This window comes from Aquimarina longa SW024 (assembly GCF_001401755.1).
Lineage (GTDB): Bacteria > Bacteroidota > Bacteroidia > Flavobacteriales > Flavobacteriaceae > Aquimarina > Aquimarina longa.
Window position 1 is genome coordinate 1 of the sequence record NZ_KQ474105.1, and the last position, 24,840, is coordinate 24,840.

35 protein-coding genes, 1 tRNA gene and 2 pseudogenes are annotated in these 24,840 nt (G+C 32.1%); 22 read left to right on the forward strand and 16 right to left on the reverse strand.

Annotation, left to right across the window (positions count from 1 at the left end):
• A partial coding sequence (locus N456_RS20055; RefSeq protein WP_205410292.1) for an Arm DNA-binding domain-containing protein occupies positions 1-456 on the reverse strand: 456 nt, incomplete at its 3' end.
• Between the two features lie 186 nt (positions 457-642).
• Between N456_RS20055 and dusB the strand changes: the two genes are divergently transcribed.
• Positions 643-1,635, forward strand: coding sequence for a tRNA dihydrouridine synthase DusB (gene dusB, locus N456_RS20060; RefSeq protein WP_062061166.1), 993 nt, complete (start codon positions 643-645; stop codon positions 1,633-1,635).
• A gap of 158 nt (positions 1,636-1,793) precedes the next feature.
• Here the strand turns inward: dusB and N456_RS20065 are convergent, their stop codons facing one another.
• Both N456_RS20065 and rbfA read right to left on the reverse strand, forming a co-directional pair.
• The gene (locus N456_RS20065; protein ID WP_062061169.1) at positions 1,794-2,996 is read right to left on the reverse strand and encodes an ABC transporter permease; all 1,203 of its coding nucleotides are present in this window, start codon (positions 2,994-2,996) and stop codon (positions 1,794-1,796) included.
• Between the two features lie 223 nt (positions 2,997-3,219).
• Positions 3,220-3,612 carry a 30S ribosome-binding factor RbfA gene (rbfA, locus tag N456_RS20070; RefSeq protein ID WP_062061172.1) on the reverse strand — a complete coding sequence of 131 codons (393 nt, stop codon included), beginning with the start codon at positions 3,610-3,612 and terminating at the stop codon, positions 3,220-3,222.
• 64 nt (positions 3,613-3,676) lie between these two features.
• Between rbfA and mce the strand changes: the two genes are divergently transcribed.
• Together mce and N456_RS20080 are read left to right on the forward strand one after the other, a co-directional pair.
• A complete protein-coding gene (mce, locus tag N456_RS20075) occupies positions 3,677-4,084 on the forward strand; it encodes a methylmalonyl-CoA epimerase (protein ID WP_062061733.1) in 408 nt (135 codons plus the stop codon).
• A 159-nt stretch (positions 4,085-4,243) separates the two neighbouring features.
• Positions 4,244-4,317: transfer RNA gene (locus tag N456_RS20080), tRNA-Ile, on the forward strand.
• A gap of 181 nt (positions 4,318-4,498) precedes the next feature.
• Here N456_RS20080 and N456_RS20085 read toward each other — a convergent pair.
• Positions 4,499-5,242: pseudogene (locus tag N456_RS20085) on the reverse strand (ISAon1 family transposase).
• Between the two features lie 142 nt (positions 5,243-5,384).
• Positions 5,385-5,627, reverse strand: a complete 243-nt coding sequence (locus N456_RS25460) for an ISAon1 family transposase N-terminal region protein (RefSeq protein WP_420834733.1) — start codon at positions 5,625-5,627, stop codon at positions 5,385-5,387.
• Between the two features lie 69 nt (positions 5,628-5,696).
• Between N456_RS25460 and N456_RS25465 the strand changes: the two are divergent.
• The 9 genes and pseudogenes from N456_RS25465 to N456_RS20115 form a co-directional block, all read left to right on the forward strand.
• A pseudogene (locus tag N456_RS25465) lies at positions 5,697-5,795 on the forward strand (IS982 family transposase); the annotation flags it as partial.
• Positions 5,796-5,856: 61 nt separating this feature from the next.
• Positions 5,857-6,210: a class IIb bacteriocin, lactobin A/cerein 7B family gene (locus N456_RS20090; RefSeq protein WP_062061175.1), complete on the forward strand. Its 354-nt coding sequence runs from the start codon at positions 5,857-5,859 to the stop codon at positions 6,208-6,210.
• A gap of 11 nt (positions 6,211-6,221) precedes the next feature.
• Complete coding sequence (locus N456_RS20095; protein ID WP_062061179.1) at positions 6,222-6,575, forward strand: NHLP leader peptide family RiPP precursor; 354 nt, start codon at positions 6,222-6,224, stop codon at positions 6,573-6,575.
• Between the two features lie 74 nt (positions 6,576-6,649).
• Positions 6,650-6,826 carry a hypothetical protein gene (locus tag N456_RS24635; protein ID WP_158447940.1) on the forward strand — a complete coding sequence of 59 codons (177 nt, stop codon included), beginning with the start codon at positions 6,650-6,652 and terminating at the stop codon, positions 6,824-6,826.
• Positions 6,823-7,164, forward strand: a complete 342-nt coding sequence (locus N456_RS20100) for a hypothetical protein (RefSeq protein WP_062061182.1) — start codon at positions 6,823-6,825, stop codon at positions 7,162-7,164. Before N456_RS24635 ends, N456_RS20100 begins: the two co-directional genes overlap by 4 nt.
• Before the next feature lie 85 nt (positions 7,165-7,249).
• Positions 7,250-7,435 (forward strand): hypothetical protein, encoded by a 186-nt coding sequence (locus N456_RS24120; RefSeq protein WP_148639391.1) that lies wholly within the window; start codon positions 7,250-7,252, stop codon positions 7,433-7,435.
• 441 nt (positions 7,436-7,876) lie between these two features.
• Positions 7,877-8,185 (forward strand): helix-turn-helix domain-containing protein, encoded by a 309-nt coding sequence (locus N456_RS20105; RefSeq protein ID WP_205410293.1) that lies wholly within the window; start codon positions 7,877-7,879, stop codon positions 8,183-8,185.
• Positions 8,182-9,414, forward strand: a complete 1,233-nt coding sequence (locus N456_RS20110; protein ID WP_062061186.1) for a type II toxin-antitoxin system HipA family toxin — start codon at positions 8,182-8,184, stop codon at positions 9,412-9,414. The genes N456_RS20105 and N456_RS20110 overlap by 4 nt, the downstream gene beginning before the upstream one ends.
• Positions 9,415-9,591: 177 nt before the next feature.
• Positions 9,592-10,062, forward strand: a complete 471-nt coding sequence (locus N456_RS20115; protein ID WP_148639392.1) for a hypothetical protein — start codon at positions 9,592-9,594, stop codon at positions 10,060-10,062.
• 25 nt (positions 10,063-10,087) lie between these two features.
• On the opposite strand, the gene N456_RS20120 is transcribed toward N456_RS20115, so the two are convergent.
• The 3 genes from N456_RS20120 to N456_RS20130 all read right to left on the reverse strand — a co-directional run bounded on the left by N456_RS20120 (position 10,088) and on the right by N456_RS20130 (position 11,205).
• The gene (locus N456_RS20120) at positions 10,088-10,579 is read right to left on the reverse strand and encodes a DUF1036 domain-containing protein (RefSeq protein WP_062061192.1); all 492 of its coding nucleotides are present in this window, start codon (positions 10,577-10,579) and stop codon (positions 10,088-10,090) included.
• Positions 10,580-10,699: 120 nt separating this feature from the next.
• Positions 10,700-10,939, reverse strand: a complete 240-nt coding sequence (locus N456_RS20125) for a hypothetical protein (protein ID WP_062061195.1) — start codon at positions 10,937-10,939, stop codon at positions 10,700-10,702.
• A gap of 23 nt (positions 10,940-10,962) precedes the next feature.
• Positions 10,963-11,205 carry a hypothetical protein gene (locus tag N456_RS20130; RefSeq protein WP_062061198.1) on the reverse strand — a complete coding sequence of 81 codons (243 nt, stop codon included), beginning with the start codon at positions 11,203-11,205 and terminating at the stop codon, positions 10,963-10,965.
• 362 nt (positions 11,206-11,567) lie between these two features.
• On the opposite strand from N456_RS20130, the gene cobW reads away from it, so the two are divergent.
• From cobW to N456_RS20165, 7 genes are all read left to right on the forward strand, one after another.
• Positions 11,568-12,650 (forward strand): cobalamin biosynthesis protein CobW, encoded by a 1,083-nt coding sequence (gene cobW, locus N456_RS20135; protein ID WP_062061201.1) that lies wholly within the window; start codon positions 11,568-11,570, stop codon positions 12,648-12,650.
• A gap of 34 nt (positions 12,651-12,684) precedes the next feature.
• Entirely contained in the window at positions 12,685-13,269 is a 585-nt protein-coding gene (locus N456_RS20140) for a cob(I)yrinic acid a,c-diamide adenosyltransferase (protein ID WP_062061205.1), read from the forward strand.
• Positions 13,227-13,967: a precorrin-2 C(20)-methyltransferase gene (cobI, locus tag N456_RS20145; protein WP_240315567.1), complete on the forward strand. Its 741-nt coding sequence runs from the start codon at positions 13,227-13,229 to the stop codon at positions 13,965-13,967. The genes N456_RS20140 and cobI overlap by 43 nt, the downstream gene beginning before the upstream one ends.
• A 63-nt stretch (positions 13,968-14,030) precedes the next feature.
• A complete protein-coding gene (gene cobJ, locus N456_RS20150; RefSeq protein ID WP_062061207.1) occupies positions 14,031-15,386 on the forward strand; it encodes a precorrin-3B C(17)-methyltransferase in 1,356 nt (451 codons plus the stop codon).
• On the forward strand, positions 15,386-16,036 hold the full coding sequence (gene bluB, locus N456_RS20155; RefSeq protein WP_062061210.1) for a 5,6-dimethylbenzimidazole synthase: 651 nt from the start codon (positions 15,386-15,388) through the stop codon (positions 16,034-16,036). Before cobJ ends, bluB begins: the two co-directional genes overlap by 1 nt.
• A gap of 132 nt (positions 16,037-16,168) precedes the next feature.
• Positions 16,169-17,107, forward strand: coding sequence for a sirohydrochlorin chelatase (locus N456_RS20160; RefSeq protein WP_062061212.1), 939 nt, complete (start codon positions 16,169-16,171; stop codon positions 17,105-17,107).
• Positions 17,108-17,205: 98 nt separating this feature from the next.
• Positions 17,206-17,607, forward strand: coding sequence for an HIT family protein (locus N456_RS20165; RefSeq protein ID WP_062061215.1), 402 nt, complete (start codon positions 17,206-17,208; stop codon positions 17,605-17,607).
• Positions 17,608-17,642: 35 nt separating this feature from the next.
• Here the strand turns inward: N456_RS20165 and N456_RS20170 are convergent, their stop codons facing one another.
• Genes N456_RS20170 through N456_RS20180 form a run of 3 tightly spaced genes read right to left on the reverse strand, consistent with a single transcriptional unit; the run spans position 17,643 to position 18,834 of the window.
• On the reverse strand, positions 17,643-17,861 hold the full coding sequence (locus N456_RS20170; protein WP_062061218.1) for a hypothetical protein: 219 nt from the start codon (positions 17,859-17,861) through the stop codon (positions 17,643-17,645).
• 14 nt (positions 17,862-17,875) lie between these two features.
• Positions 17,876-18,292 (reverse strand): hypothetical protein, encoded by a 417-nt coding sequence (locus N456_RS20175; protein ID WP_062061221.1) that lies wholly within the window; start codon positions 18,290-18,292, stop codon positions 17,876-17,878.
• Positions 18,289-18,834 carry an RNA polymerase sigma factor gene (locus N456_RS20180; RefSeq protein WP_062061224.1) on the reverse strand — a complete coding sequence of 182 codons (546 nt, stop codon included), beginning with the start codon at positions 18,832-18,834 and terminating at the stop codon, positions 18,289-18,291. Before N456_RS20180 ends, N456_RS20175 begins: the two co-directional genes overlap by 4 nt.
• Positions 18,835-19,188: 354 nt before the next feature.
• Here N456_RS20180 and N456_RS20185 point away from each other — a divergent pair, with 354 nt between their 5' ends.
• Both N456_RS20185 and N456_RS20190 read left to right on the forward strand, forming a co-directional pair.
• Positions 19,189-19,785 carry a superoxide dismutase gene (locus N456_RS20185; RefSeq protein ID WP_062061228.1) on the forward strand — a complete coding sequence of 199 codons (597 nt, stop codon included), beginning with the start codon at positions 19,189-19,191 and terminating at the stop codon, positions 19,783-19,785.
• Between the two features lies 1 nt (position 19,786).
• Positions 19,787-20,230, forward strand: coding sequence for a hypothetical protein (locus N456_RS20190; RefSeq protein WP_062061231.1), 444 nt, complete (start codon positions 19,787-19,789; stop codon positions 20,228-20,230).
• 151 nt (positions 20,231-20,381) lie between these two features.
• Here the strand turns inward: N456_RS20190 and N456_RS20195 are convergent, their stop codons facing one another.
• Positions 20,382-21,521: an alpha/beta hydrolase gene (locus tag N456_RS20195; RefSeq protein WP_062061234.1), complete on the reverse strand. Its 1,140-nt coding sequence runs from the start codon at positions 21,519-21,521 to the stop codon at positions 20,382-20,384.
• Between the two features lie 275 nt (positions 21,522-21,796).
• Here N456_RS20195 and N456_RS20200 point away from each other — a divergent pair, with 275 nt between their 5' ends.
• Positions 21,797-22,006: a hypothetical protein gene (locus N456_RS20200; protein WP_062061237.1), complete on the forward strand. Its 210-nt coding sequence runs from the start codon at positions 21,797-21,799 to the stop codon at positions 22,004-22,006.
• A gap of 9 nt (positions 22,007-22,015) precedes the next feature.
• Here the strand turns inward: N456_RS20200 and N456_RS20205 are convergent, their stop codons facing one another.
• From N456_RS20205 to N456_RS20215, 4 genes are all read right to left on the reverse strand, one after another.
• On the reverse strand, positions 22,016-22,354 hold the full coding sequence (locus N456_RS20205; protein WP_062061240.1) for a cupin domain-containing protein: 339 nt from the start codon (positions 22,352-22,354) through the stop codon (positions 22,016-22,018).
• 71 nt (positions 22,355-22,425) lie between these two features.
• Positions 22,426-22,596: a cobaltochelatase subunit CobN gene (locus N456_RS25470; protein ID WP_148639401.1), complete on the reverse strand. Its 171-nt coding sequence runs from the start codon at positions 22,594-22,596 to the stop codon at positions 22,426-22,428.
• Positions 22,597-22,699: 103 nt separating this feature from the next.
• Complete coding sequence (locus N456_RS20210; protein WP_062061243.1) at positions 22,700-23,545, reverse strand: T9SS type A sorting domain-containing protein; 846 nt, start codon at positions 23,543-23,545, stop codon at positions 22,700-22,702.
• A gap of 8 nt (positions 23,546-23,553) precedes the next feature.
• Positions 23,554-24,729 carry a hypothetical protein gene (locus N456_RS20215; protein WP_062061246.1) on the reverse strand — a complete coding sequence of 392 codons (1,176 nt, stop codon included), beginning with the start codon at positions 24,727-24,729 and terminating at the stop codon, positions 23,554-23,556.
• Positions 24,730-24,840: the final 111 nt, after the last annotated feature.

A 24,840-nucleotide genomic window follows, 5' to 3' on the forward strand; every position in this document is an offset into this window, starting at 1 on the left:
GATCAAGGATTCTGTGATATTCTCAAAATGAATATCATCTCCTTTGAGGAATTCTTTAAACTTTTCTACCCGACTGACACAGGAAGAATACCCTCTTTTATTAGATGATTTCTTTTCTTTAAGATATTCTTTACTCAATTTCGAGAAGGTCATAGAATCTCGATTGCCTTTTAAAATTGTCATTAGTTGGTTGGCAGTAAACTTTTTATCTTTAGCCTCGAAGTCAAGGATTAAGTTCTTTGCACGGACATATTCGTTATCAATAAGGTTATTCAACAGCTTGTAACTGTGATGGGATTGTCTTACTTCTGTTTTCTCTTCATTCCAGTCTTTAAGATCAATGTATTCCAAAAACTTATACTTCGGAATACGGTCTTTTGTAATTCGTAAAACTATTGGATATTTTCCTTTAGAATTTTGTTTATTCTTATACAATAAAATTTTAACTGAAGCCATGTTGTAAGTATTTGAATTCAAGACAAATATAATCAATATGGTTAAACATAGGTTAAACTATTTAAAGGTTTTAAATGATTTTAAGCAACACTTTCAAACAAGGAAAAATCAATAAGGGCAATGATTATTAGCGATTTATGTTTATTAGTGTTATTTAATGTATCAATCTATTAGAANATAAGCGCCGTGGCCAAGATAGGAAACATAGATGTAGGAGATTTTCCATTATTATTAGCTCCAATGGAAGATGTAAGTGATCCCCCTTTTAGAGCATTATGTAAAGAACAGGGAGCTGATGTAGTATATACAGAATTTATCTCTAGTGAGGGATTAATCCGTGATGCTGACAAAAGTGTTATGAAGCTTGATATTTATGAAAAAGAACGCCCTGTAGGAATTCAGATTTTTGGAGCTAACCTAGATTCGATGCTAAAATCAGTAGCGATTGTAGAGGCATCAAAACCTGATATCATAGATATTAATTTTGGATGCCCTGTAAAAAAAGTAGTTAGTAAAGGTGCTGGAGCAGGAATTCTTAAAGATATTGATCTTATGGTTTCGCTTACTGAAGCTATGGTAAAGCATACCTCACTCCCAATTACGGTAAAAACTAGATTAGGATGGGATCATAATTCGATCAAAATTGTAGAAGTTGCAGAGCGATTACAGGATGTTGGAGCTAAAGCAATTGCTATCCATGGTCGTACCAGAGCACAGATGTATAAAGGTAATGCCGATTGGAAACCTATTGCCGAAGTAAAAAATAATTCCAGAATGCATATTCCTGTATTTGGCAATGGTGATGTAGACACTCCAGAGCGCGCTATGGAAATGAGAGATCAATACGGACTTGATGGTGCTATGATCGGTAGAGCTAGTATTGGATATCCTTGGTTTTTTGCAGAAGTAAAACACTACTTTAAGACAGGTGAACACCTTTCTCCTCCTACAATAGAGGAACGTGTATCCGCAGCACGCAGACACTTACAAATGGCTATTGATTGGAAAGGTGAAAAATTAGGTGTTTTTGAAACTCGAAGGCATTATACTAATTATTTTAAAGGGATTCCTCATTTTAAAGAATATCGAACCAAAATGGTTACTAGTGATCATCCTGAAGATGTATTTGCTACTTTTGATGAAGTCCAAAAAAAGTTTTCTGGGTTCGAGTTTGTATAATTTTCTTAAAAAAAGCAGGGTATTGTGTTAGGGATAGTAGTGGTTACCCCACAGAAAAGTTGTCGTCCTGAGCTTGCCAAGGGATCAACTTATCGAGGAGTAAAAACGGATAGCCTGCCCGAACACCCATATCTTTAATATATAAATAATGTAGATTATTAATCAACTAGTTTTTGATTAATTCTACTAGATGCTAACAAAGAAGCAATAAAACCGATAATAGTAATTGTAAAAAAAACAACCACAAAACTCATGGCTGTAATTCGGGTCGGATAAGGTAATGATGCCGTAATCATTAATAATCCAAATTGTTGTTGTAATACAATTAAGACAACTCCTAAGAATAAACCTAGTAAAGTTCCTAAAACGGTCATTAATGAACCTTGGAACAAGAATATCTTTCTAATATTAGATAAAGAAGCCCCTACACTATAGAGTGTTTTTATGTTACTTTTCTTATCAATAATCATCATTATAATAGCTCCTGCAACATTAAACAGTGCAATAATAGCAATCAACGTAATCACTAGGTAAGACGCTAAGTTTTCGGTATTCAACATTTTATATAACGTATCATTTAGCTGTATTCTATTTTTTATAATCACATTATGATCAAAAATAGATTGTACTGCCTCTTTTACCTGATTTTCATCAGCTTGCTCTGATAACTTAAGTTCTACATGTGTTACTTTATCTTCTGGTAGATCTAGTAACTTGCGTACCAATCCCGTAGTTGCAAAAATATACTTTTTATCAAGCTCTTCATTTACACTATAAATACCAATATTTACTGCTTTCTCTGATCTAAATGCTTTTGAAGGATCATTAGGAATACCTTTACCTGGTCTCGGAACATATATACTCAATAGATTAGTATATGTTTGCTCTACAGACATACTAAGTTCTCTACTAACACCATTCCCCGCAACTATCTGAAAATCATTGTTCGTCAACCATTCCCCATACACCATAATACTATCTGTATGTATAACCTTATGATAGTTTGCATCCACTCCTTTAATATATGAGATCTTTTGTTTTCTTCTAAATTCTAAGAAAACACGTTCTTCTACAATTTCAGAAAAATTAGCAATCCCTTCTAACTTTGTCAATTTAGCTTTTTGAGAATCTGTAAATGTAAATGTTTTACCAGTTGTTGGAAACACCTTTAAATCAGGATCAAAATATGTAGAAAACTGAAGACTAAATCCTTTAAGTCCCGCAAACCCAGTTAGCACTAGAAATAATGCCATTGCTCCTATTACAACTCCTGCTGCGGCAATAATTGTAATGATATTAATAGCATTACTACTCCCTGGAGAAAATAAATATCGCTTTGCGATGTAGTATGAAAAATTCAAATCTTTATAATACGTACTTAATATATAAAACTTTAATCCTTTATTGAAGGGTTCAATTTCCTAAGATTCACCTCAAAATCAAAATACTTTTTCGTAAGCTTATCCAAGGTTATTCATTTTTAAAATAAAGATAAAAGAAATGGAATAGTATTTCTTTTACATTTTAAGAATTTTCTATTCTTAAATAAAAATTAAGAACGCAACAACTCTTAATATCTCTACATTATTTTTTCTTTCGCTTATCTAGAAGTTCTGGATCAAGAATAGGATTATCCTTACCTTTTACAGCTTCCTCTATAGTAGAGATATATTCTAGAGAGTCATCAACAAAATAAGACAGTTCGGGCATACGACGTAATTGGTTTTTGGTACGTTGCGCTACCTGATGCTTAATTTGTGATTTCACTTCATTTACCTCTTTCAAAACCCTTTCGCCTTCTTGATGTGGGAACACACTCATATATACCTTGGCAATAGAGAGATCTGTAGTGACACTTACTTTGGTTACAGAAACCAAGATCCCCTGTACTCCTGCTTCACGTAATGCTATTTGTATCACATCCGCAACATCGCGTTGTAATACTCCTGCAATTTTTTTCTGTCTGTTTGTTTCCATAGCTGCAAAAGTACAATTTATATGTATTTTTGCCACATAGTGATAAAAGTATATTATGAATCATATCAATAAAATAGAACATCTTGGCATTGCTGTCAAAGATATCGATCAGGCAAATGCCTTATATGAAAAGCTTTTGGGGGTACCTCCATATAAACAAGAAGTTGTAGAAAGTGAAGCTGTCATCACTTCTTTTTTTAAAGTAGGAGATCATAAAATAGAATTATTAGCTAGTACCGATGAGAATGGCCCGATTGGAAAATTTATTACTAAAAAAGGAGAAGGCATTCATCATATTGCTTTTGATGTAGATGATATTCAACTAGAATTGGATCGACTCGAGAAAGAAGGCTTTCAATTAATCAATAAAATCCCTAAATCTGGGGCTGATAATAAACTAGTAGCTTTTCTACATCCTAAAAGTACCAATGGGGTTTTAATAGAATTATGTCAGGAAAAACCTTTGGAGTAGGGTCGTTCATAAAAATAAATACGACATTAACATTTTTAGAATCCTTTAGTAAAGAGGGTTTTAAAGTTTTGACAGTTATAAAGAACATTAAATTCTTAAAATTATAGTAAAAATGTTTGGCGTGTATGTATCTAATGTTTAAATTTGCCCTCCGTTTTAGGTCCCATAGCTCAGCTGGTTAGAGCACCTGACTCATAATCAGGGGGTCCTTGGTTCGAGCCCAAGTGGGACCACCTTTAAACACTAGCCTTTACAGAAATGTAGAGGCTTTTTTATGCACTGAGGTTAAACATAGGGGTAAACGGGGATCAAGACCAATTGATGTGTTTATGCAAATATTCTGATTAATCTAAATAAGAAGAATTCTGCATTTTGACTCCTCTGAATTGTGCTCTAAATGCTTTTATCTTTGCATTAAAAGATTCTGCTGATGCATTTATTACTTCGTTTTATAAAATAATTTAAGATAGACCTATAATTGATTGTTATCATATTTGCGATGGTATTGAATGCTCTAAATCCTGTTTGCTCAACATCTTTATACCAGTGTGCTAGTTTATTATATGGAGTTTGTATAGAAGTAACAGTATTAAATATATTTCTTAGCCCTTGTACTAGGTTGTATGCTTTTTTAATGTCTGGATATTGGTCAAATAATATTTTAGATCTTAGGTATTGATTTTGATTCCAATTATTAGGTGCTTTATAGAGTAGGTATCTACTTCTGGCTAAGAGTTGTTTTCTGCTATCCCCATTGCTAAAGGTTTCTGTACTATAGTCTTTTTGTTTGCCTTTAGCTTACTTGATCTGTTCATTTTATTGGTCTATAGCTTCCCAACGATGTTTAACCCTGATATCCTGCAAAGCTTCTAGAGCTAGTTTTTGTACATAGAAGCGATCGGTAACTTGGGTAGCTTTAGGGAAACATTTTTTTACAATAATCTTCATCGAATGTGGTATATCTAAAGTAATCTCTTTGACCTTATCCCTAAGTGATTTTGGGATCTTAATCAATTGTGCTATGATAGGTTCAGCCTTGGTCTCTGAGAGTATAGCAACGATAGCTCCTTTCTTGCCTTTAGCACTTTTATTGGTAATAATAGTGTAGAACCCTCCTTTGGAGAGTGCGGTTTCATCAATGGATAAATACTTCTCCATATTCTCAGGGAAGATAAGCCACTCTTTAGTGTGTGGCTTATCTTTCCAATCTTTAAATTCACTCAGATAGTCTCGAAACTGACGTTGTAATTTTTTACCATTAACACCATAAAAACCACCGATAGTATGACAGTCGTTAGATTTAGTACTGATTAAGTACTTTTAAAAAAGTAGCGAACTCTACTGTCATACGAGTTCCCTGTGCTACTAAATCCAAATTTCTTGGAGCTATTTCCTTAGTGCTTTTATCTAACCAACGACGACGTTTAATATGAAGATAAACCTTCTTGCCCCGAATAGGAAAATCTTGAATGGTAATTTCTTTATGAAAACCGTGAGAGATAATAATACTAACCTGAGTTCGACGTAAGAAAACAGATTTTATAGTATAGAAAAAGCAGAATACTTAGTAGATTAAAGTGCTGAATTCCAATTAACTAAAATTATTCTGCTTATGATTTCTAAAGATAAAATTACTGAAATACTTTGTTCTATTGATGATTTTTGTGCTGTTTATGAGCCTGCTATGCGAAAAAGACAAGTTACCACAGGTGATGATCGAAAAGCTTAAAATTAAAAACAAATTATTTCATCAATCATAATAATTAAAAACAATGAATTTTACAGAAAAACAAAAAGAAGCAAACCAGTTTTTGCAACAAATCATTACAAAAGCCTGGGAAGATAAAACTTTTAAACAAGAATTAATTTCTTTACCAGAATTAGCAATTGAAAAAATAACAGGTGAAAAAATAAATCTACCTGAAAATATAAAAATTGTAGTAGAAGATCAAACAGATTCTAACGTGGTTTATTTAAATATTCCTAGGAAATATGAAATAGATGAACTTGAATTAACAGATGAGCAGTTAGAAATGGTTGCTGGAGGTATATTCCCGGCAATTATAGCAGGATTAGCTCTAGGTGCAGCCCTCAAAAAAATTAACAATAAATATGATATATTTTAGAAACATTAGTTATGAGAGTTACTTTAGAACAAAGAAAAGAGAATAAGGAAATTTTAAGTAGTATTTTCCAAAAATGTTGGAAAAATGAAGAATTTAAGTCTGAATTTATTGAAGATCCTAAAAAGGTTTTAGAAGAAGAAAAATGCGAAAAAGTCGTATTACCTGAATGGAAAAATAAAATAGTCGTTGAAGATCAAACAGATTCTTCTGTCATTTATTTAAACATTCCAGCAAATGAAGAATTAGACGTTGAGTTGACTGATAAGGAATTAAAATTGGTTTCAGGAGGAGTAGTGTGTGGAGGAGTTTGTCTCGGAATCATTTTTGTCGCTTCTGCCGTGATAGGATGGGTAGCAACAGAGTAAATATAAAATCATGACTTACTATTTATATTCAATATATTTGAAAATAAATAGTAAGTCATTAAAAAAAAATTAAAATGAAAAAGAACAAATTCTCAACTATTGGATTTAACTTATTAATGGCTTCAGGAGCTATTCTGTTATTAATTTTCTTTTCAAAGTATAAATTTGATTGGTTATATTATTTAGCTGGGGTTTTAGCTATAATAGGAGTTATAATCTCTTTTATTGGTAAACGGAAAAATAAAGTATGAATATTCAAAATTTTTACAAAAATAGAAATCAAATAGTTAGTGGTCATCTGAATGAATTGAAAGAAGCATTTAGTTTAACCTCAGATGAAAAAAAAATAATTTATTCTTATAGGGAGAATATTTGTAATCAATGTCCTGTAAAGACTCAGAATGTTTGTGACTCAAAAAAGTGGATCAATCCGAAAACAAAAGAGCTCAAATATTTTCATAAAGAAGGCTTTATAAAAGGCTGTGGATGTAGACTTAGCGCAAAACAAAAAGCATATAATGCCAGATGTCCTGCTGGTTTTTGGGGAGGAGAAGAAACTATGATTAGAAATTCTATATCTAACGTTTAAACAACAGTAAATATAATTCCCATTAGAAACTTTAAAGGGACCTTATAGATAGATATGTCTATGCTAGAAGGAAAAAATATAATTATTGAAAAGCAAACGTGTGCCACATATATCACTAAATTTACCTAAAAAGTTAGATTTTAAAAATTTACAATTAATAGATGAACAACTTGAAATGGTGTCTGGAGGAGAAACTATCACATTAGGAATTCTTTTGGGTATTGAGTTTGCAGCTTTAGTATGTGGTGTAGGATATATGGCAGATATGTAAGTGATGATTAAAAAATATAAGAAAAAAACGAAAAAGAATTTTTTATATTGGAATCATTTTAACTTTTAGACAATAATGTATAGCTGGTTTCAAATATCTAGGCACTAAGACACAAAGTGTGTAATTGAAAAATACAACATTAATCAAAATCCATCAAGCCTTCTGCAAACTCCTTTTTAGTTTCACTATCAAAACCAGCAAAATAGTTTTGTGTAGTAGCCATATCTTTATGGGATTAAGACCAATTGTTGTGATTATGGATCCTTTTAGATGTAATATCCATCAGTTCATTTTAGTTTTTAAAAACCTTATGAATCGCTTTTGGAAAGTCAGATTTTATATGTTTTTTAAACCAATATTTTCTTGAATTTGAAATTTAAATACTTAAATAAATAACATTATAGTGGTAATTGTTTGTTATATTTACATTTAATTACCATTATGATATCACTTATTACATCAGCGAAAGCTCAAAAGAAAATAGCACAAAATATGAGAGCATTACGTCTAGAAAAAGGACTTACACAAGCAGGGTTGTCTGAACGTTCGGGAGTAAGCCTATCTTCATTACGTAAATTTGAACAAAAAGGAGTGCTTTCACTCGAATCTTTTTTTAAGTTAGCAATGGCACTGGGATGTATCGAAAAACTTATTGAAGCGACTAAGCCTTTGGAGAATAATTTTTCATCCATAGATGATGTATTGAAAAATAAAGATGATAAAAAACCTAAAAGAGGGTGGCGTAAATGAGTAATTATATTTCTATAAATGAATTAAAGGTTGGGATAGATTTTAATGGAGAAATTATCCCTGTTGGACGTTTAGCAATTCGTGACCATCGCATATATTTTGAGTATAATACGAGCTTTATCCAAAAAAAACTGGAAATATCACCAATAAAACTCCCTTTAGCTACAGGGTTACAAGTTTTTGAATACCAGCCTTTTGAAGGATTGTCAGGTGTTTTTAATGATAGCCTTCCTGATGGTTGGGGGAGATTACTTTTTGATAGATATGTAAGAAGCCAAAACATGCTACCAGAAGATTTCTCTCCTTTAGATCGTTTGGCAAAGATTGGTGTAAGTGGATTAGGAGCACTCGTTTATGAGCCAGATTATAGTAATACAAGTTCACAAGAATATGAAATTAACTTGGATATACTTTCTAAACAGACACAAGATGTGTTAGATGGAGAAGCAAACGAGGTCTTGCAAGAGCTTATTGGATTAAATGGATCTTCCGCAGGTGCACGTCCTAAAGCTTTGATTAGTGTTAGTAAAACTAAAGATCGTGTTATTTTAGGGCAGGATAAACTCCCTACTGATTATGAACATTGGTTAGTGAAGTTTGCCAATAGTACAGACGGTGTAGACGCAGGAGCAATTGAATATGTGTACGGACTAATGGCTATAGAAGCTGGCGTGGAAATGATGCCGATACATTTATTTGAAGCCTCAAAAGGTGCTGGATATTTTGCCACGCAGCGTTTTGATAGAAACGGTAATCAAAGATTTCATATGCATACAGTAAGTGGATTATTACATTCAGATTTCAGAACACCCTCATTAGATTATGAAGATTTGATTACACTTACAGGTGTTCTTACACAAGATATACGCGAAGTTGAAAAAATGTATCGCCTCGCTGTATTTAATGTACTGTCACATAATCGTGATGACCATAGTAAAAACTTTTCATTCCTTATGGATTATACAGGAGAATGGAAGCTTTCTCCTGCATATGATTTAACTTTTTCTTCTGGACCAAGAGGACATCAAAGTACTATGGTTATGGGTGAGGGACAATCCCCTTCTATTGACCACTTAGTTCGGCTAGGTACAGAAGCTAATCTAAAAAGCCTTCTAATTGATGAAATCATTGAGCAAACTAAGGATGCCCTTCGCCGATGGGAAAGCCTAGCCATAAATTATGGTGTTACTAAAACTAATATTAAGCTCATAAAATCTAGACTATTTTAGATTCTTAATACTCCCCAAAGTCGTGTTTATGCAAATATTCTAGTTGATCTAAGGAGTAAGAACCCTATATTTTTTGAATAAATTTATCTTATAACAGTAACACTTGTTATAGATATTTATAGTTACTACAACTATAAAATATTTCATATCTTTAAAAAACAATATAACTAATTGTATATGAAAATCTTAAGCATTTTTATTTTCTTATATACCTTGTCTGCCTCTGCGCAACGAACTTTTAATATTAAGTCTTATCAATGGATGGAATATGATAGAATCATTGAAGAATGGGGAGAAATGACAGAGTGGCAAACCGTGGGTTTATTAATTCCTTACAGTGAAGTCTCTATTTATAGTAATGATCTAAAAATTAAAGATTACAACAAAAAAAAGAGGGGATGGGATATCACATATATTAAAGAAATAACTGAATTAGGCGGAGGAAGAATTGAAGCTACATCCTATGAAGGTGATTTAATTCGTAATGGAAAAAATGCAGGAGTGGGGATTATCATTTTAGAAAATGGTGAGAGTTTTTCAGATTTTTGGAATAAAAGTAGAAGACAAGAAAAACTTTCCTTATCAATTAAAATGGTTTATGACAGCGGCTATATGATCTTAGAAAATTATCGTTTAGAACTTGATTAATTCATATTTTATAACTAATTATATTTTAATTACAAGAGAATGATTGCGTATGAATACCTGAAGATACTGTTCTCATAAAGAACGATTCTCTGCTTACCTCAGTATAATAATTGTTTAAATTAGATTTGTTTTTTGCATTAAATAAATTAGGTGTTACCTGTAATCGAACAGCGCCAGACTCTCCTTCTCCATTCCACTCATAACCATAAGAATCCGCTGCATAAAAGTATAGATTTTTATTCTTAGTCTTTACATCAGTAGTGATTTCGGAATAACCATCTAAGGACCACCATCCAGTGGTAACCCAATCATTATTTAAATTCATATAACATATAGCAACAGATATTTTTTTATGACAATTGTTTTTAAGTTTTACACCAAAATAACTCTTATTATTATGTATCTCTTTAGCTACTATTGCTCTAGCTCCATTTCTAAATGGTCTTCGTTTTTGTGAAAATATATCGGTAAAAGATAGTAAACACACTAAAACGATTATATATTTTATTTTCCCCATTTTATTATATTAAAAATATTGAATTACCAGAAAACATACTCCTTATACCTATTCCTCTAACATTAAACCCTACTGAAATACATATCTATACAGGGTTTCTTTAATTGAAAAATAGTATTATCAAGAATTCACCATAAAACTTAAATCATTACGATCAAGAATATTCGCTCTAACACCAGCTAACTTATAGGCTATCTCATGCCTAAACTCTCCATCTGGAATAAATGGTTTAACTTCGAAAGAAGAATTAGGGTGGTGAATGATATTATAAACTCCTGTAGGAGTATATATAGTATAATAGTCTGTTCCGTTTTTAGATTTAATGAATTGAAAATCATATGCCCCTGCAAGTAGTCTCATAGTTTTGTATAAGGTTTAGTTTATTAGGAATTACAAGCTTTAAGAATAATGGTAAACAAAATCGCCCATCCAAAAATAGATATGATATTACCCAATTCTAAAGACTTACTTTTTTTACGAGTCCCTTTGCTTCTATAAGATTGTTTTCTAGGTCTTGAAACTCTTTGACTCCTCATAACTTGTTTTTGCCTTTCTATATATTCTCGATGATTTCTTTCTTCGTCAGCTCTTCTATCTCTTTCAATATCTTCTTCGTATATCCCCATTACATGTTAAATTAAAAATAACCTTGATAGAGTTAAAGGTAATAAATTTAATAATCTTAAAAACAGGTGTTTACCCCTATTTTTTAATAATACTTATATTAACAATTAATACAGCAAAACCTTTAAAAGACACTTATAAGATATTGACAAAGCAATAAATCCAAAATTGAATCTACCTATCATTTTCATCCTCAAAGACAATTTACTATTGAACAAACACCCTTAACTAGATTTTTAATTCATGTAACATGGTTATGTTAACTCATAACCTAAAAAATGATTGATCATAAACATCTATCAATTTGTTTTTTCCTTTAAACAATAATAAATAGATTTGTTAGGAATTTTTAGGATACAGATTTATGGCTATACATACACACAAAATACCAGTAACTATTATTACAGGATTTCTAGGATCAGGTAAAACAACTCTAATACATCAAATTGCAAAAAATGCCAATGGGCGGCGACTCGCAATAATCGTTAATGAGTTTGGAGAATTAGGAATGGATGGAGAGATCCTAAAAGGCAATGATTGTGGGTGTGATGAAGAAAACATCCTAGAACTAAGTAATGGTTGTTTATGCTGTACGGTACAAGAAGAGTTTTTGCCAACCATGCTTCAGTTAATGGAGCGCAAACAAGATATCGATCATATCATTATAGAAACCTCTGGTCTAGCACTACCAAAACCATTGTTAAAAGCCTTTAACTGGCCAGATCTTAAATCACAAATTACTGTCGATGCCGTAATTACAGTAGTCGATTGTGTAGGGCAAGCAACAGGAGAAATCTGTGATAGAGATAAAGTACAATCACAACGGTTAGAGGATGAGAATTTAGATCACGAATCTTCTATCGAAGAATTATTTGAAGACCAATTATCCTGTGCAGATCTAATCCTAATGACCAAGTCAGATCTTATTACTACAGAAGAATACACTACTGTAAGAGATATTATACAAAATAGAGTAGGAGAAAAAATCAAGATTATCTCTGCTGTAAAAGGTGATATCTCTGTAGATATACTTCTAGGAATTGATGCTAAAGCTGAAGATCATGTGGATACGAAACACTCACATCATGAGAACCATCACCATGATCATGAGGGTCACCACCACCATGATCACGATCATGATGATACGATAAACTCTATCGTGATAGAGGTAAAAGCACCTCATACTCCAGAAACATTAATCAAAGCTCTAAAAATACTCGTTGCAGAACAGCAGATCTATAGAATAAAAGGAATCATACATGTGCCTAATAAGCCCATGCGTATGATTGTTCAGGGTGTAGCAGATCGTTTCGAAAATTATTTTGACAGAAAATGGAATCCTAACGAAATCAAAGCAACACGATTAGTCATCATAGGAGAATTACTCGAAGAAAAAAACATACAGCATAGCCTTGAAGAAAAGCTAATGGTAAGATCAGAAGCATAATTTCCAATTATTAATCTAAAAAAAACGTATTTGTATGAAGATATACACACGCAAAGGAGACAAAGGAATGACAGGGGTCTTCGGAGGGAAACGAGAATATAAAGATTCTGCACGTATCGAATGCAATGGTGCCTTAGACGAAGCCAATTCTACAATAGGATTACTACGAGCAAAACTTGATAATGATCATGAGTGGCAACCAAATCTTCATAAAATTCAAAAAGATCTAATGGACATGATGTCACATCTGGCAAGACCATCAGATTCTAAAAAAGTAAACCCTAATCCAAGACCAACAGATGGAGCAGAATTCTGTGAGCAATGGATGGATGAGATGGAAGCTAATATTAGTTCTCCCTCGGATTACTTTCTATTACCTGGTGGAAATGAAATCTCAGCACTATGCCACGTATGCAGAACACAGATCAGAAGAGGAGAACGCAGATTAGTAACGCTAATGCACGAAGATCCAGAATCTGTAGAAGAATATGTTATCGCATATGTAAACAGGCTATCAGATCTATTCTTTACAATGGCTAGAGCAGAAATGGACAAAGCAGGAGTAGCAGAAGAAAAGTGGCAACTATTTTTATACAAAAGAAAAAAGAAAACAACATAATCATTTTGTATACAATTCATGGAATAGCATTAGGGCCTGGAGACCCAGAACTTCTTACCCTAAAAGCACTACGGATATTAAAAGAATCTGATGTTATTTTTTATCCAGGATCCATTACCAAAGATCAAAAAAAAAGCTTTGTATACCCTATACTGCGTTATCATGGACTAGAAAATAAAGAATTAAAAGGCTTTTTTCTAAAAATGTCCAATGATCGTAAAGAGGCCTCAGAAACCTATAACGCAACAGTACAAGATATTAATGAAGCTTATAATTTAGGAAAAAAAATAGCTATTGTATGCGAAGGAGATATTAGCCTATATGCTTCTTTCTCTTACCTACTCCTACAACTTCAGGAATTACAATTACCCGTTTCTTTAGTCCCCGGAATAAATTCTTTTTCTCTAGGAGCAGCACAGCATCAAATCCCATTAAGTTTGCTTAATGATAAGATAGCTATCATTCCTCGTGTAAAAAACATAGAGGAAATAGCACATTATTTTGACACCTTTGATACTGTAATTCTAATGAAAATACGCTCAGGGTGGAATACTTTTCAATCAGAATTATTAGAAAAAGATTGGAATTGCTATTATTGTGAGCGCTTAGGAACAGATCAAGAATATATAACAACTGATTTAACCACGCTTACCACTAGAGAAATTCCATATTTCTCATTATTAATTATAAAGAAATAATACAATTTAAGTATTCGTTATATAAAATTGTATTCCTCTTAAATACTAAAAAAAACAGATCAAATGATCAAAGTTGTAGGGCTAGGCCCAGGGCATTCTGACTATATCACCCCAATGGCTACACAAGCAATTGTAGAAGGTACTGTAATTATTGGATACCATTATTATTTTCAATTTATTAACCATTTAGTTAGTCCTGATGCATTATGTATTGGAAAAGAACTAAGCGAAGAAGAAAAAAGAGCAGAGATAGCAATACAACATGCACTAGAAGGAGAAAATGTTGTAGTCATCGGTTCTGGTGATGCTAGTATCTATGCGATGGCATCCATTGTATATCAAAAAGTAGCAGAGCAACAGTTAGAAATTCCTGTAGAAACAGTACCTGGAATTTCTGCATTTATTACCGCAGGCAGTAAATTAGGAGCAATATTAGGACATGACTTTTGCTGTATATCATTATCTGACCTAATGACGCCTTGGACCACAATCCAAAAACGTATTCATGCTGCTGCTATGGGGGATTTTGTTACCGGACTCTATAATCCTAAAAGCAAAAAACGCTATTGGCAACTTCAAACTCTAAAAAACATATATCTGCAGTACCGCTCTGCAACAACTCCCGTAGCCATCTGTAAGCAATTAGGCAGAACAGAGGAAAATATAAAAATCACTACACTAGGAGATTTAAATGTTAATGATGTTGATATGTTTTGTGTAGTATTGATAGGAAACAGTCAAACGTTTAGATATAAAAATAATCTTATCACCCCAAGAGGGTATCTAAACCGTAAACCCGAAACAGGTCTAGAGATACAACAAGCAAGTTTTGTAGAAATCCTAAGTACTATTCCTAAAAACACATTAGCAAAAGATACACTGTGGGCAGCCGTACGATGTATACATACCTCAGGGGATTTTGAATACATTAACTATCTAGAAACCTCAGAAAATGCCATTGCAACTTGGCATCAATATCTCCAAAATGGAGGAACCATTGTTACCGATGTTACTATGGTACAAGCAGGGATTACAAAAGCATATACTACTCGATATCATAATCAGGTAGTATGCCTATTAAATGATACCGAAACACTTCAGCTTGCCGAAAAAGAAGGACTGACACGTACACAAGCAGGAATACGATTAGCCGCAAAAAAATATCCTAATGCATTATTTGTGATAGGAAACGCTCCGACAGCACTCATCGAAATAACAGATCAAATCCATGCAGGAGCGTTATCCCCAACAGGAGTAATTGGTGCTCCCGTAGGATTTATAAATGTTATAGAATCAAAAGAACGATTAAGAACAATAACAGCTGTACCATACGCACTGATTACCGAAAAACGGGGAGGGAGTAACTTTGCCGCTGCAATTGTAAATGCTGCATTTACCCTAGAAGAAGCTAAACTATAATGCAATCACAACGTATATTTACCACCCAAGAACAACAACTACTAGAAGAGCTTTTAGTACATCGTAGAGATGTTCGTGGAAATCATTTTTTAAAAAAATCTATTCCAAGAGAAGTAATTGACAAGCTTATCAAAGCAGCATTAGCAGCTCCTTCTGTTGGCTATTCTCAACCTTGGGAATTTGTACTCATACAAGACCAGAAAACAAAACAAGCTATAAAAAAAACATTTTCTGAAGAGACGCAACGTGCAACACTACAATTTACAGATCAAAAACAAAAAGAATACAATGCCTTAAAACTAGAAGGAATTATAGAAGCACCTCTTAATATCGCTGTGTTTTATAAACCTAAAAATGGTCCCGTATTAGGTCAAACAAGCATGCCTGACATGGGTAAATATAGTGTGGTATGTGCCATACAAAACATGTGGCTTATGGCTAGATCACTAAATATAGGAATGGGATGGGTAAGCATTCTGGATCCCGAAAAAGTGAAAAAAGTACTCCACGCACCTTCAGAAAATCAATTGATAGGTTATTTATGCTTTGGGTATACTGATATGTTTTACAATCAACCCGAACTGGAATTGCGAAAATGGGATCGTAAAAAACTTCAAAATGAAGTTGTTATTAACGAAAAATATCAATAAAACATAGCCTAAGCTTGTATTTTATGAAGACTTACAACACATTAGAAACATTATAACATACAAAACCACTATATGTTATTTTAATTTCAAATAAAATTATTAGCTATTTTTGAAAACTAATACGGCAATTATATGAAAGTAGGAATATTATTATGTGGACATGGTAGTCGCAGGGAAGCAGCAATTACTTCTTTTAAGAAGCTAGTAAGTATATTAAAAGAACGATATCAAAACGATTACGAAGTAGATTATGGTTTTTTAGAATTTAACCATCCTACTTATGAAGCTGCTGTAGAACGCATGTACCTAAACGGAGTTCGAAAAATATATGCGTTACCAGTAATCTTATTTGCAGGATCACATGCCAAAAATGATATCCCATATGAATTAAACACCATACAAAGTTATCATGAAGATCTTACGATTGCGATGGGAAAACATATTGGAGTTAGCTCCTTTTTATTAGATCTTGCCGTAAAACGAATTGAAGAAACCGAAAAAACCTTATCTCCTTTAGACCGAAAAGAAACCTGTTTGGTGGTTATAGGTAGAGGTACAACAGATCCCGATGCTAATAGTGATGTCTGCAAACTCACCAGTATGTTATGGGAAGGAATGAGGTTTGGATTTGCTACTACTGCCTATAGCGGAACAGCATATCCTAAAGTAGATGAATCACTACAAATGATCGAAAAATTAGGATTTAAACGCACTATTGTTATTCCTTTCTTCTTCTTTACAGGAGTATTATTAGAGCGTATATATGGTCATGTAACAGATATGAACACTGCTTCTGATCAAGAATATATCTATACCGCACCTTTTGGAACCGATGAATTACTATTAAAAGCTTTTGATGAAAGACTAGAAGAAGCCAAAACAGGTACCGCTTTTATGAATTGCCAACTCTGTAAATATCGTAAACAAGTTGTTGGTTTTGAACAAGATTATGGTAAAGAGCAAATAGGACATCACCTAAATGTAAAAGGAATTCTCTTTGAAGAAGATGACAAACCAGGAGAAACTAAAAACTCATTAGGAAGCAAGATCAAAAAGGTGTTGGGGATATAAAAAAATATGAAATAACTTTTTGAATATCAGTTTAAATAATAAAAAGCTAAGTATAGATTTTAGTACAACAAAATATTCTCTTATAAAAACCACCAACCATGAACACCTGTATCTTCTGCAAAATTGTAAAAGGCGAAGCCAACTCTTGGAAAATATATGAAAACGAAGACGTCTATGCTTTTTTAGATATTCATCCCGCTGCGCGCTACCATACTTTGGTGATCCCCAAAAAGCACTACACCAATATCTTTGATATTCCTGAAAAAGAATTACAAGCCGTTATCGCTGCGGTAAAGAAAGTATCCAAACTGTATGAAGAAAAACTCGGAATCAAAAACATACAAATCATAAGTAACTCTGGTGCAGAGGCACAGCAAGAGGTATTTCATTTACATTTTCATATTGTCCCTAGAAAACGAGGTGATGGTCAAAATCTTCGTTGGGTAACTCACTCAGAATGGGTAAATGATTTTGATAACATGATAGAAAAAATACAATGATTATAGACAAAACTCCTAAGGCAGAAAAAATAGACTTAATCCAACATTATTTGAATATAAAAGCCTTTTATCCGTACCAAATCCATAACATCTTTCTCTGATAGATTTGTTGTCGCTTCAATTCTAAGTACATTGTCTATATCCTCTAGATCAACAGACCAATTAATAATTTCTGAGTGATTATTAAATACCGATTTTAAAGACTTAACTTTTTTCTTTGACTTAATATCTGTTCGAAATAGTAGTAACTCCATAATAAAGATTTATGCTATTCTGAATCTAAATCTGATGTATCCTCTTTCTCTTTATTGGATTGCCGTTCGATATATTGTTTATAATATTCATCGCCTTCTTCTTTCCAAAACTTATCATAGTATTTCCATTTCGAAAAATCAGTTTTTGAGCCTTTTTTACATTCATTATTTGAGTTTTTAGATGATTTTTTACCACCCCCACTACCACAGCCTCCAAGAAGTATTTTTAATAATATAAATACCCCAATAGCTTGCCAATATGTAATTGTAGTCAGCCCAAAAATCTCTGGCATTAGCCAGTTCCATAACCACATAATTACGAAACCTAATAAAATAACTAATCCTGTTATAAAAATAGCCCCAAAAATGATTATTCCTACAATCTCTATTGGTGATTTTTTTCTAAATTTATGAGTGAAAAAATTTGTCATGATATGTTTTTCTGTTTGTTAATCTCTACTTCTATTTTTTTATATAATATTCCAATTGCTCTATGTCTTCTAGACATTAATGTTCCTATGGAAATCCCTGTTTCTCTAGAAATTTCTTTATAAGTATATCCTTCAAAGTCTACAGCTATAATAATATCTTTATATGCTGGTTTTAGCTGTTCGATAGATTTTTTTAGTACTCTTATCATTTGGTCTGAAGTATGTGTATCTGTCGATTGTTGTAATACCTCAACTAATTCTAATAAATCTTTATCAACCTCTATAGAATTTGTTTTTTTAGTAGTTCGCATCACATCAATGATCTTATTTTTTATAGACCTGTATACAAAACCAGCTACATTATTTATAGGAGCATATCGATCTGCTCCAGAAAATAATTTTAAAGCCACATCTTGGATAATATCTTCTGCATCACGATTAGCTGTGTCACTTATTTTAGTTTTCACATACATCCTGAGCGATTCATATTCTCTTCCAAAAAAATCGGTAAGCTTTTTATTATTTTCTGATTCCAAATTCATTAAAACCTTTTATGAATGGTCTTCAATTAAAAAGACGATACTTTTTTAATCTATTGCATTTTTCTAAATAAAAATTTTAAAAACTATTAACATCTTCAATTTAACATATATTTATGTAATACATTTTGTTAGTTAAGACTAACTTTTATAGTTTTACTTGTCTAAAAAATAATATATGGAATATGTTATCGAATTATTGGAAACTGAAAAAAAGCAGTTAAACCAAAGTTTTAAAAGTCACATGCTCATGCAAAAAGATATCAAAAAAGGGTTTATGAATTATCAAAAATCACAGAAATCAAAAAAGCAATAAAGATTTTAAAATCAAAAAAATATCCTTTCAAAAATTAAAACATGAATAGTACACTACAATTACCAGACCTACCTTATGATAAAAAATCATTAGCCCCTATCATCACAGAAGAAGCTTTTGATTATCATTATGGAAAACATCATGTAGCTTATGTAAATAATTTAAACAAATTGATTAAAAACACTCCATTAGTAGATGCCTCTGTCCCAGAAATAATTCAATATAGTTTTGAAAATAATAATGTTACTCTTTTTAATAATGTAGCTCAGCATTGGAATCATAGTTTCTTTTGGCAATGTTTGTCTCCCAACCAAGGAAGAGCGCCAAAAGGAAAGATTAAAGAACTTATTGAACGAGATTTTGAAAGTTTTGAAAACTTCAAAGAACAATTCTCTACCACTGCTACTAAGTTATTTGGTGCTGGCTGGTCATGGCTCGTACAAAATCAAGAAGGAAAACTAGAAATCCTACCCATGAAGAATGCAAACACACCACTAACCCAAAATAAAACTCCAATTCTAACCCTCGATGTATGGGAACATGCCTATTATATCGATTATCGTAATGCACGACCAAAATTTGTCGAGAGCTTTTGGGAAATTATCAACTGGAATTTTGCTAATCATAATCTAAAATAAAATGAGTGAATTATGTATAAACCGTATTGAAAATTACTGGAAAACAAAAACAACAACATCCAATATACTATTCAATAAGGGTAACTATAAAGAAGCATTACTTGGTTATAAAGATGCCTTATATAGAGCTGAAGTACTAAATATCAATCGTGCAGATTGTATCCGAGATAATATTCCTTTTATTCAGATCTATGCTATTTCTTGTAATAATATAGCAAATACTTATGAGGAGTTAAAACAGTATGAAGAGTCTGAAAACACTCTAAAAAGACTCGTATATTATCTTTTATATTTTACCAACGATGATTGTATGAATACAAATGAAATTCAGATAGAATTAAAAAGAGCAACTACCAATTACATTAATTTTGTAAATAAAAATAGTAGTGATAAAAAACAACAGGAAATTCTATTTACAGTATTACAAGAACGGTTCGTAAAATAACAATAACTGAGCCTAATTAGTACTTTTGATCAAAAGTTAGCGCTACTTTTTTTTAATAAAATAAATTTAAAAACCTTGATAAAAATCTTAAAAATGATTTCTTAAATAGCTGTAGTCTACCAAAAAAAGAGAATCCATTAAAAAAGAAAATTTAATCAATGAATAACCATTTAATAGTCTCTTCAAATCCATCTCTCCATAAGTATACTTCATGAGTACCACCTACTACTATATTCTTGGCAATATGATCTTGGCTAATTCCATTTTTAATAAATATATCAATCATTTTTTGAACATCCTTAGGAAAATCTATTATTGTAGCTTCTGAGTCTCCTGCTAAAAAATAGAATTTACTATCTCCTACTAGTTTACTATTCGTGTTTGCTAATTCATAGGCACCTCCTTCAGAAAACCAAAATGATGGAGAATACACTCCCATTTTTCCAAAAACATCGGGATATTTCAATCCAGCATAACAAGAAATTAATCCTCCCATTGAACTCCCCATTATACCTGTGTGTTTTTTATCTGATAGTGTTCTATACGTAGTATCAATATAAGGTTTTAGGGTCTTAACAATAAACTCTACATATTCATCCCCCAAGCCTCCTAATCCTGCTGTAGAAGGAATAATATTACCTGTACTTATCCAAGGACTATACTCATTCGTTCTTTCATTACCTTGTTGATTATTATCAATACCAACAACAATAAGGTTAAATCCAATTTCTTGATACAGTCGATCTAGAGTGTCATCTACTTCCCATTCATCTAACGTATCATTTTCTGCAGCAAAAATCGCTTGCCCATCATGCATATATAACACCGGATAACTTATAGATTCATTATTATAATTGGGAGGTAGGTATATAGAGATTTTTCTTGATCTATCTAGTTGAGGGATATAAAAACTCGCATCCATCACAGTATAATTTCTTTTTGTCTCAAATGTAGATGTTGAGCTCGACCGCGAATTACCTTGATTATCCAACGCTACTACTCTCCAGAAATAAGTTTTGCCATATCGCAAATCATTTACTGTTTTTAAAGTATCAGTAATATCAGTTAAAACTATATCATTGGTCTCAGAAGTATTTCCAATATACAATTCGTATCTAGTAGCATTAGTACTTTTTTCCCAGCGGAACTGAAAACCAGGAACAATTTCCTGTTCGTTATTAGAAGGATAGTTCAGAGAAAAGCTGGATAAATTATTAACGGCTTCGTCATTAGTACAGCTACTTAAAAGAACTATACTACTTATTAGTATAAATACGTGTGTTATTTTCATAATGTTGGCTAATGATATCATAAAGGAATATACTCATATATTGCACTTTACTAAAACACTAAGTTAATAAAAAGAAATACATCAAAATTTAGTAATCTGTTTTTTTACTTAAACTAAAAAACTAAACAAGTTTTCAAAAAGGATTCAAAATACAATAACTCAAAACATTAAATAACAACCACTCAATATTAATTTCATAATAAACCAGTAATACTATCATAACATAAAAAATAAAAATTTAATATATATTACATTATAATTTAAATCTTAAAACCATGAAAAAAATATTAAATCTAGAAGGAATCCAGAAACTTACGAAAGATCAACAAAAAAAGATTACAGGATCTTTTTATTATTTCTCTGGTTGTTGCTCTAATTCTGGTGGTAAAAAATGTAGAATCCAATATCCTTTTTCACTTCCTTATTGTGTATCAGGTACTTGTTCATCAGATCATCCTCTTGCCAGTTGTACTCCTTCTCGTTAGGTTTCTTTTTTAATTTACTACGTTATCTACTCTTGCTTTATCATCATACTTTGATAAAGTAAGTTTTACTATACTATCTTTTAAAGCTTTTAAATCATGGGGAACATTAGCTTTTAATGCAATTAAATCACCTTTTTTTAGATTTTTAATTGTTTTGTTTACTCTAAAATCAATCTCACCATCAGCTACGAAAACTATAATAGAAAAAGGAGCTTTATGCTCTTTCATTATCTGATTTTCTTTAAAAACAATTCTAATTTCTTTTGTGAAATCAGTTTCGAGTAATACATCAATATTAGGTTTATTCTCTTTGTATACAATATCTTTAAAAATAGATGCAGTTTTCATAATTTATACTTGTTTTACATATTCTAGTGTATAGTAATATGTGTTGTTTTATATTTAAAAAATTCTAAATTCTACTTAGAATTACTCAAAATTAAAACAAAAAGAAACTCTATTTTATGATCCAAATCATCTATGAGATTAGTTGTTGCATCATAAGCAAAGAGATAATCGAGGGTAGCTGCCATTTCAAAGGCTCGTTTATAGCCATGTTTTTGCACTCCTGCAATCCATTTAGGATTAATTACTCACGAGCGATATACTTTTAGTAGCTAAGTCAAAAAGATTCTAAAAAAAGTGGCATACCTTTTTTTAGAATCTTTTGAGATTTTTTATTGTCACCTAACTTTAATGCTGGATAACGATTTTTATATTTTCTATTTTATTACCGCGTTTTAGTGAAAGAATATATAGACCATCGTCAACATTTGTAAAATCCATTTCTCCATTCTCTTTCAGTTCTACATCAACAATAATCCCTTTTGAATTATAAATAGTATAATCAGAAATAATTTGATCAGAATTAATACGAACAATGCCTGAACTTGGATTAGGGTATGGTACTAGCGGTTCTTTATATAACAACTCAGTATCTCCTTGTTCTATACTACTGCCTATAATTGTTTGTTTTGCTTTGCAATCATAGGATTGTATTGAAGCTGTGAATTTTAAACCTGACGAAGGGGTGTATTGAAAACCCGGGACTATCTGGATAGAATTTCCAGCTGTTATAAGTACATTAGAGTTATGATCAGTAACATTAGAGTTTAAAACCCTCCAATACCGATCTCGCAAATGCCCAATATAAACGTTAAACCCTTTTCTTCTTGTTCTATGTTTAGTTACCCCAAAAATTCTAACATTATAAGATACCTCTACATCTACATACACATGATCAGGTGTATTTTTAGTGATTCTAAAATCTCTGTAATATCTATGTCTAAACTTAGTTTCTTTAGACGACCCTTCATTGCCACCATAGAAAGAATTACCATGATTATGATAGAACCAGTTCATAGGGAAGCCATAGTCTATTTTATACCTTGTCACAAGATCAAATGAGAATGTGACATGACCTTCTTCATTATTAATAGGTGAGAAATCAACGCAGGATCCAACCTGAAAATTTTCAAGATCATCTGCAAATGAAGTACTAACGGATAATAGAAATAATAGTATTAATAGTCGTTTCATGGTTATCTTTATTTTTTTTGAGTTAAAATAGCCCTCTCTAACATTGCAAGTTTTTCTTTTAAAGATTCCATATCTTTATATACTTTTTCTTTTTCCTTATTTGCTTGGATTAAATGAAGAGTTAGCTCTTCTATTTTAATCATTTGTAAACGCTGCATTTCGCCTAATTCAATACCACTTTCTTCAATTTCTTTTGCTGATGGAATTCCTGGCAAATGATTATTTTCGTCTATATATGCTTCTATTGCAGATAAGGGGTCTAATTTATACCCATTATTGAAGACAAAATCACCCCAGTCCTTTTTTAATTGGACAGTCATTTCCTCACAGATTATTTTCCCTTCGACTGATAAGGTGTACCCTTCTGGTATTGTTGTTGTTCCGATGCTTACTTTACCTTCTCTAAGCACTAATTCTGGTTTTGACCAATCTGTATTCGTTGATCCATCTTTTTTTGCAATATCAACTATTAAAAATTCTCCTGTAGGACTGAACTCCAATTTGGCAGCAGCAGCATTACTATTGTGTTTTCTCCATCCATCATTCCAGTAACCATTCCAGCTTAAAGCTTTATGTCCACCATCGTGAACTGTTAATGGCGAAACATCATTTCCTATATCTCTTCCTACTTGTAGGATCTCTTTTGGAGAAACAGATCCGATACCAACATGTCCAGAATTTTCGATAGAAAAACTTTTTCCTCCACCAACAGAGGCGGTTTGAAACACGTAATGTCCGCGTGCACTTCCCGAGGTTTCTACAAAAAGCCCCTGAACATTGGTTGGGGTATGGCCTGAAACACCTGAGGTTCCAACCACATGTAATTTTGTCTTAGGATAATAAATACCAAGACCTACATTGCCACCTAAAAAAGCAAAATCACTTTCAGCATTCAAATGTAGGTAGTTATTAGATGGTCCTATTAAGCTTAGATTTGCTCCTCCTGATCCTGAAGCGCCTTGAATTGAACCAGTATGCAATCGAATTTTTGATTCGTGACCTCTGGAAATTCCATTTCCTCTCACTCTTAAGTGTCCATCAATATCTAGTTTTTCAGATGGATTGGTTATTCCTATACCTACATTATCATTTGTATGAATTATTCCAGTGGTATTATCATCCCACTGAGCAAAGGTTATGCCTGTGCTTAATACGAAGGAAGCAAAAATTATTAGTTCTTTCATTTGTTAAAGGTTTTAAAGTATTTGTTTGATATTGGTTTATATAAGTAATTGGAATAATTACTATTATTTGATCTCTCATTGAGAATTTAATTTCCTAAAACTTACTTAGAA

What these genes read in the sequence shown, in the direction of transcription:
- rbfA (WP_062061172.1), bottom strand. Translation starts at nt 3,612, where the DNA reads ATGGAAACAAACAGACAGAAAAAAATTGCAGGAGTATTACAACGCGAT.
- N456_RS20090 (WP_062061175.1), top strand. Translation starts at nt 5,857, where the DNA reads ATGAATTTTACAGAAAAACAAAAAGAAGCAAACCAGTTTTTGCAACAA.
- N456_RS20095 (WP_062061179.1), top strand. Translation starts at nt 6,222, where the DNA reads ATGAGAGTTACTTTAGAACAAAGAAAAGAGAATAAGGAAATTTTAAGT.
- N456_RS24635 (WP_158447940.1), top strand. Translation starts at nt 6,650, where the DNA reads ATGAAAAAGAACAAATTCTCAACTATTGGATTTAACTTATTAATGGCT.
- N456_RS20100 (WP_062061182.1), top strand. Translation starts at nt 6,823, where the DNA reads ATGAATATTCAAAATTTTTACAAAAATAGAAATCAAATAGTTAGTGGT.
- N456_RS20105 (WP_205410293.1), top strand. Translation starts at nt 7,877, where the DNA reads ATGATATCACTTATTACATCAGCGAAAGCTCAAAAGAAAATAGCACAA.
- N456_RS20110 (WP_062061186.1), top strand. Translation starts at nt 8,182, where the DNA reads ATGAGTAATTATATTTCTATAAATGAATTAAAGGTTGGGATAGATTTT.
- N456_RS20115 (WP_148639392.1), top strand. Translation starts at nt 9,592, where the DNA reads ATGAAAATCTTAAGCATTTTTATTTTCTTATATACCTTGTCTGCCTCT.
- N456_RS20120 (WP_062061192.1), bottom strand. Translation starts at nt 10,579, where the DNA reads ATGGGGAAAATAAAATATATAATCGTTTTAGTGTGTTTACTATCTTTT.
- N456_RS20125 (WP_062061195.1), bottom strand. Translation starts at nt 10,939, where the DNA reads ATGAGACTACTTGCAGGGGCATATGATTTTCAATTCATTAAATCTAAA.
- N456_RS20130 (WP_062061198.1), bottom strand. Translation starts at nt 11,205, where the DNA reads ATGGGGATATACGAAGAAGATATTGAAAGAGATAGAAGAGCTGACGAA.
- cobW (WP_062061201.1), top strand. Translation starts at nt 11,568, where the DNA reads ATGGCTATACATACACACAAAATACCAGTAACTATTATTACAGGATTT.
- N456_RS20140 (WP_062061205.1), top strand. Translation starts at nt 12,685, where the DNA reads ATGAAGATATACACACGCAAAGGAGACAAAGGAATGACAGGGGTCTTC.
- cobJ (WP_062061207.1), top strand. Translation starts at nt 14,031, where the DNA reads ATGATCAAAGTTGTAGGGCTAGGCCCAGGGCATTCTGACTATATCACC.
- bluB (WP_062061210.1), top strand. Translation starts at nt 15,386, where the DNA reads ATGCAATCACAACGTATATTTACCACCCAAGAACAACAACTACTAGAA.
- N456_RS20160 (WP_062061212.1), top strand. Translation starts at nt 16,169, where the DNA reads ATGAAAGTAGGAATATTATTATGTGGACATGGTAGTCGCAGGGAAGCA.
- N456_RS20165 (WP_062061215.1), top strand. Translation starts at nt 17,206, where the DNA reads ATGAACACCTGTATCTTCTGCAAAATTGTAAAAGGCGAAGCCAACTCT.
- N456_RS20170 (WP_062061218.1), bottom strand. Translation starts at nt 17,861, where the DNA reads ATGGAGTTACTACTATTTCGAACAGATATTAAGTCAAAGAAAAAAGTT.
- N456_RS20175 (WP_062061221.1), bottom strand. Translation starts at nt 18,292, where the DNA reads ATGACAAATTTTTTCACTCATAAATTTAGAAAAAAATCACCAATAGAG.
- N456_RS20180 (WP_062061224.1), bottom strand. Translation starts at nt 18,834, where the DNA reads ATGAATTTGGAATCAGAAAATAATAAAAAGCTTACCGATTTTTTTGGA.
- N456_RS20185 (WP_062061228.1), top strand. Translation starts at nt 19,189, where the DNA reads ATGAATAGTACACTACAATTACCAGACCTACCTTATGATAAAAAATCA.
- N456_RS20190 (WP_062061231.1), top strand. Translation starts at nt 19,787, where the DNA reads ATGAGTGAATTATGTATAAACCGTATTGAAAATTACTGGAAAACAAAA.
- N456_RS20195 (WP_062061234.1), bottom strand. Translation starts at nt 21,521, where the DNA reads ATGAAAATAACACACGTATTTATACTAATAAGTAGTATAGTTCTTTTA.
- N456_RS20200 (WP_062061237.1), top strand. Translation starts at nt 21,797, where the DNA reads ATGAAAAAAATATTAAATCTAGAAGGAATCCAGAAACTTACGAAAGAT.
- N456_RS20205 (WP_062061240.1), bottom strand. Translation starts at nt 22,354, where the DNA reads ATGAAAACTGCATCTATTTTTAAAGATATTGTATACAAAGAGAATAAA.
- N456_RS20210 (WP_062061243.1), bottom strand. Translation starts at nt 23,545, where the DNA reads ATGAAACGACTATTAATACTATTATTTCTATTATCCGTTAGTACTTCA.
- N456_RS20215 (WP_062061246.1), bottom strand. Translation starts at nt 24,729, where the DNA reads ATGAAAGAACTAATAATTTTTGCTTCCTTCGTATTAAGCACAGGCATA.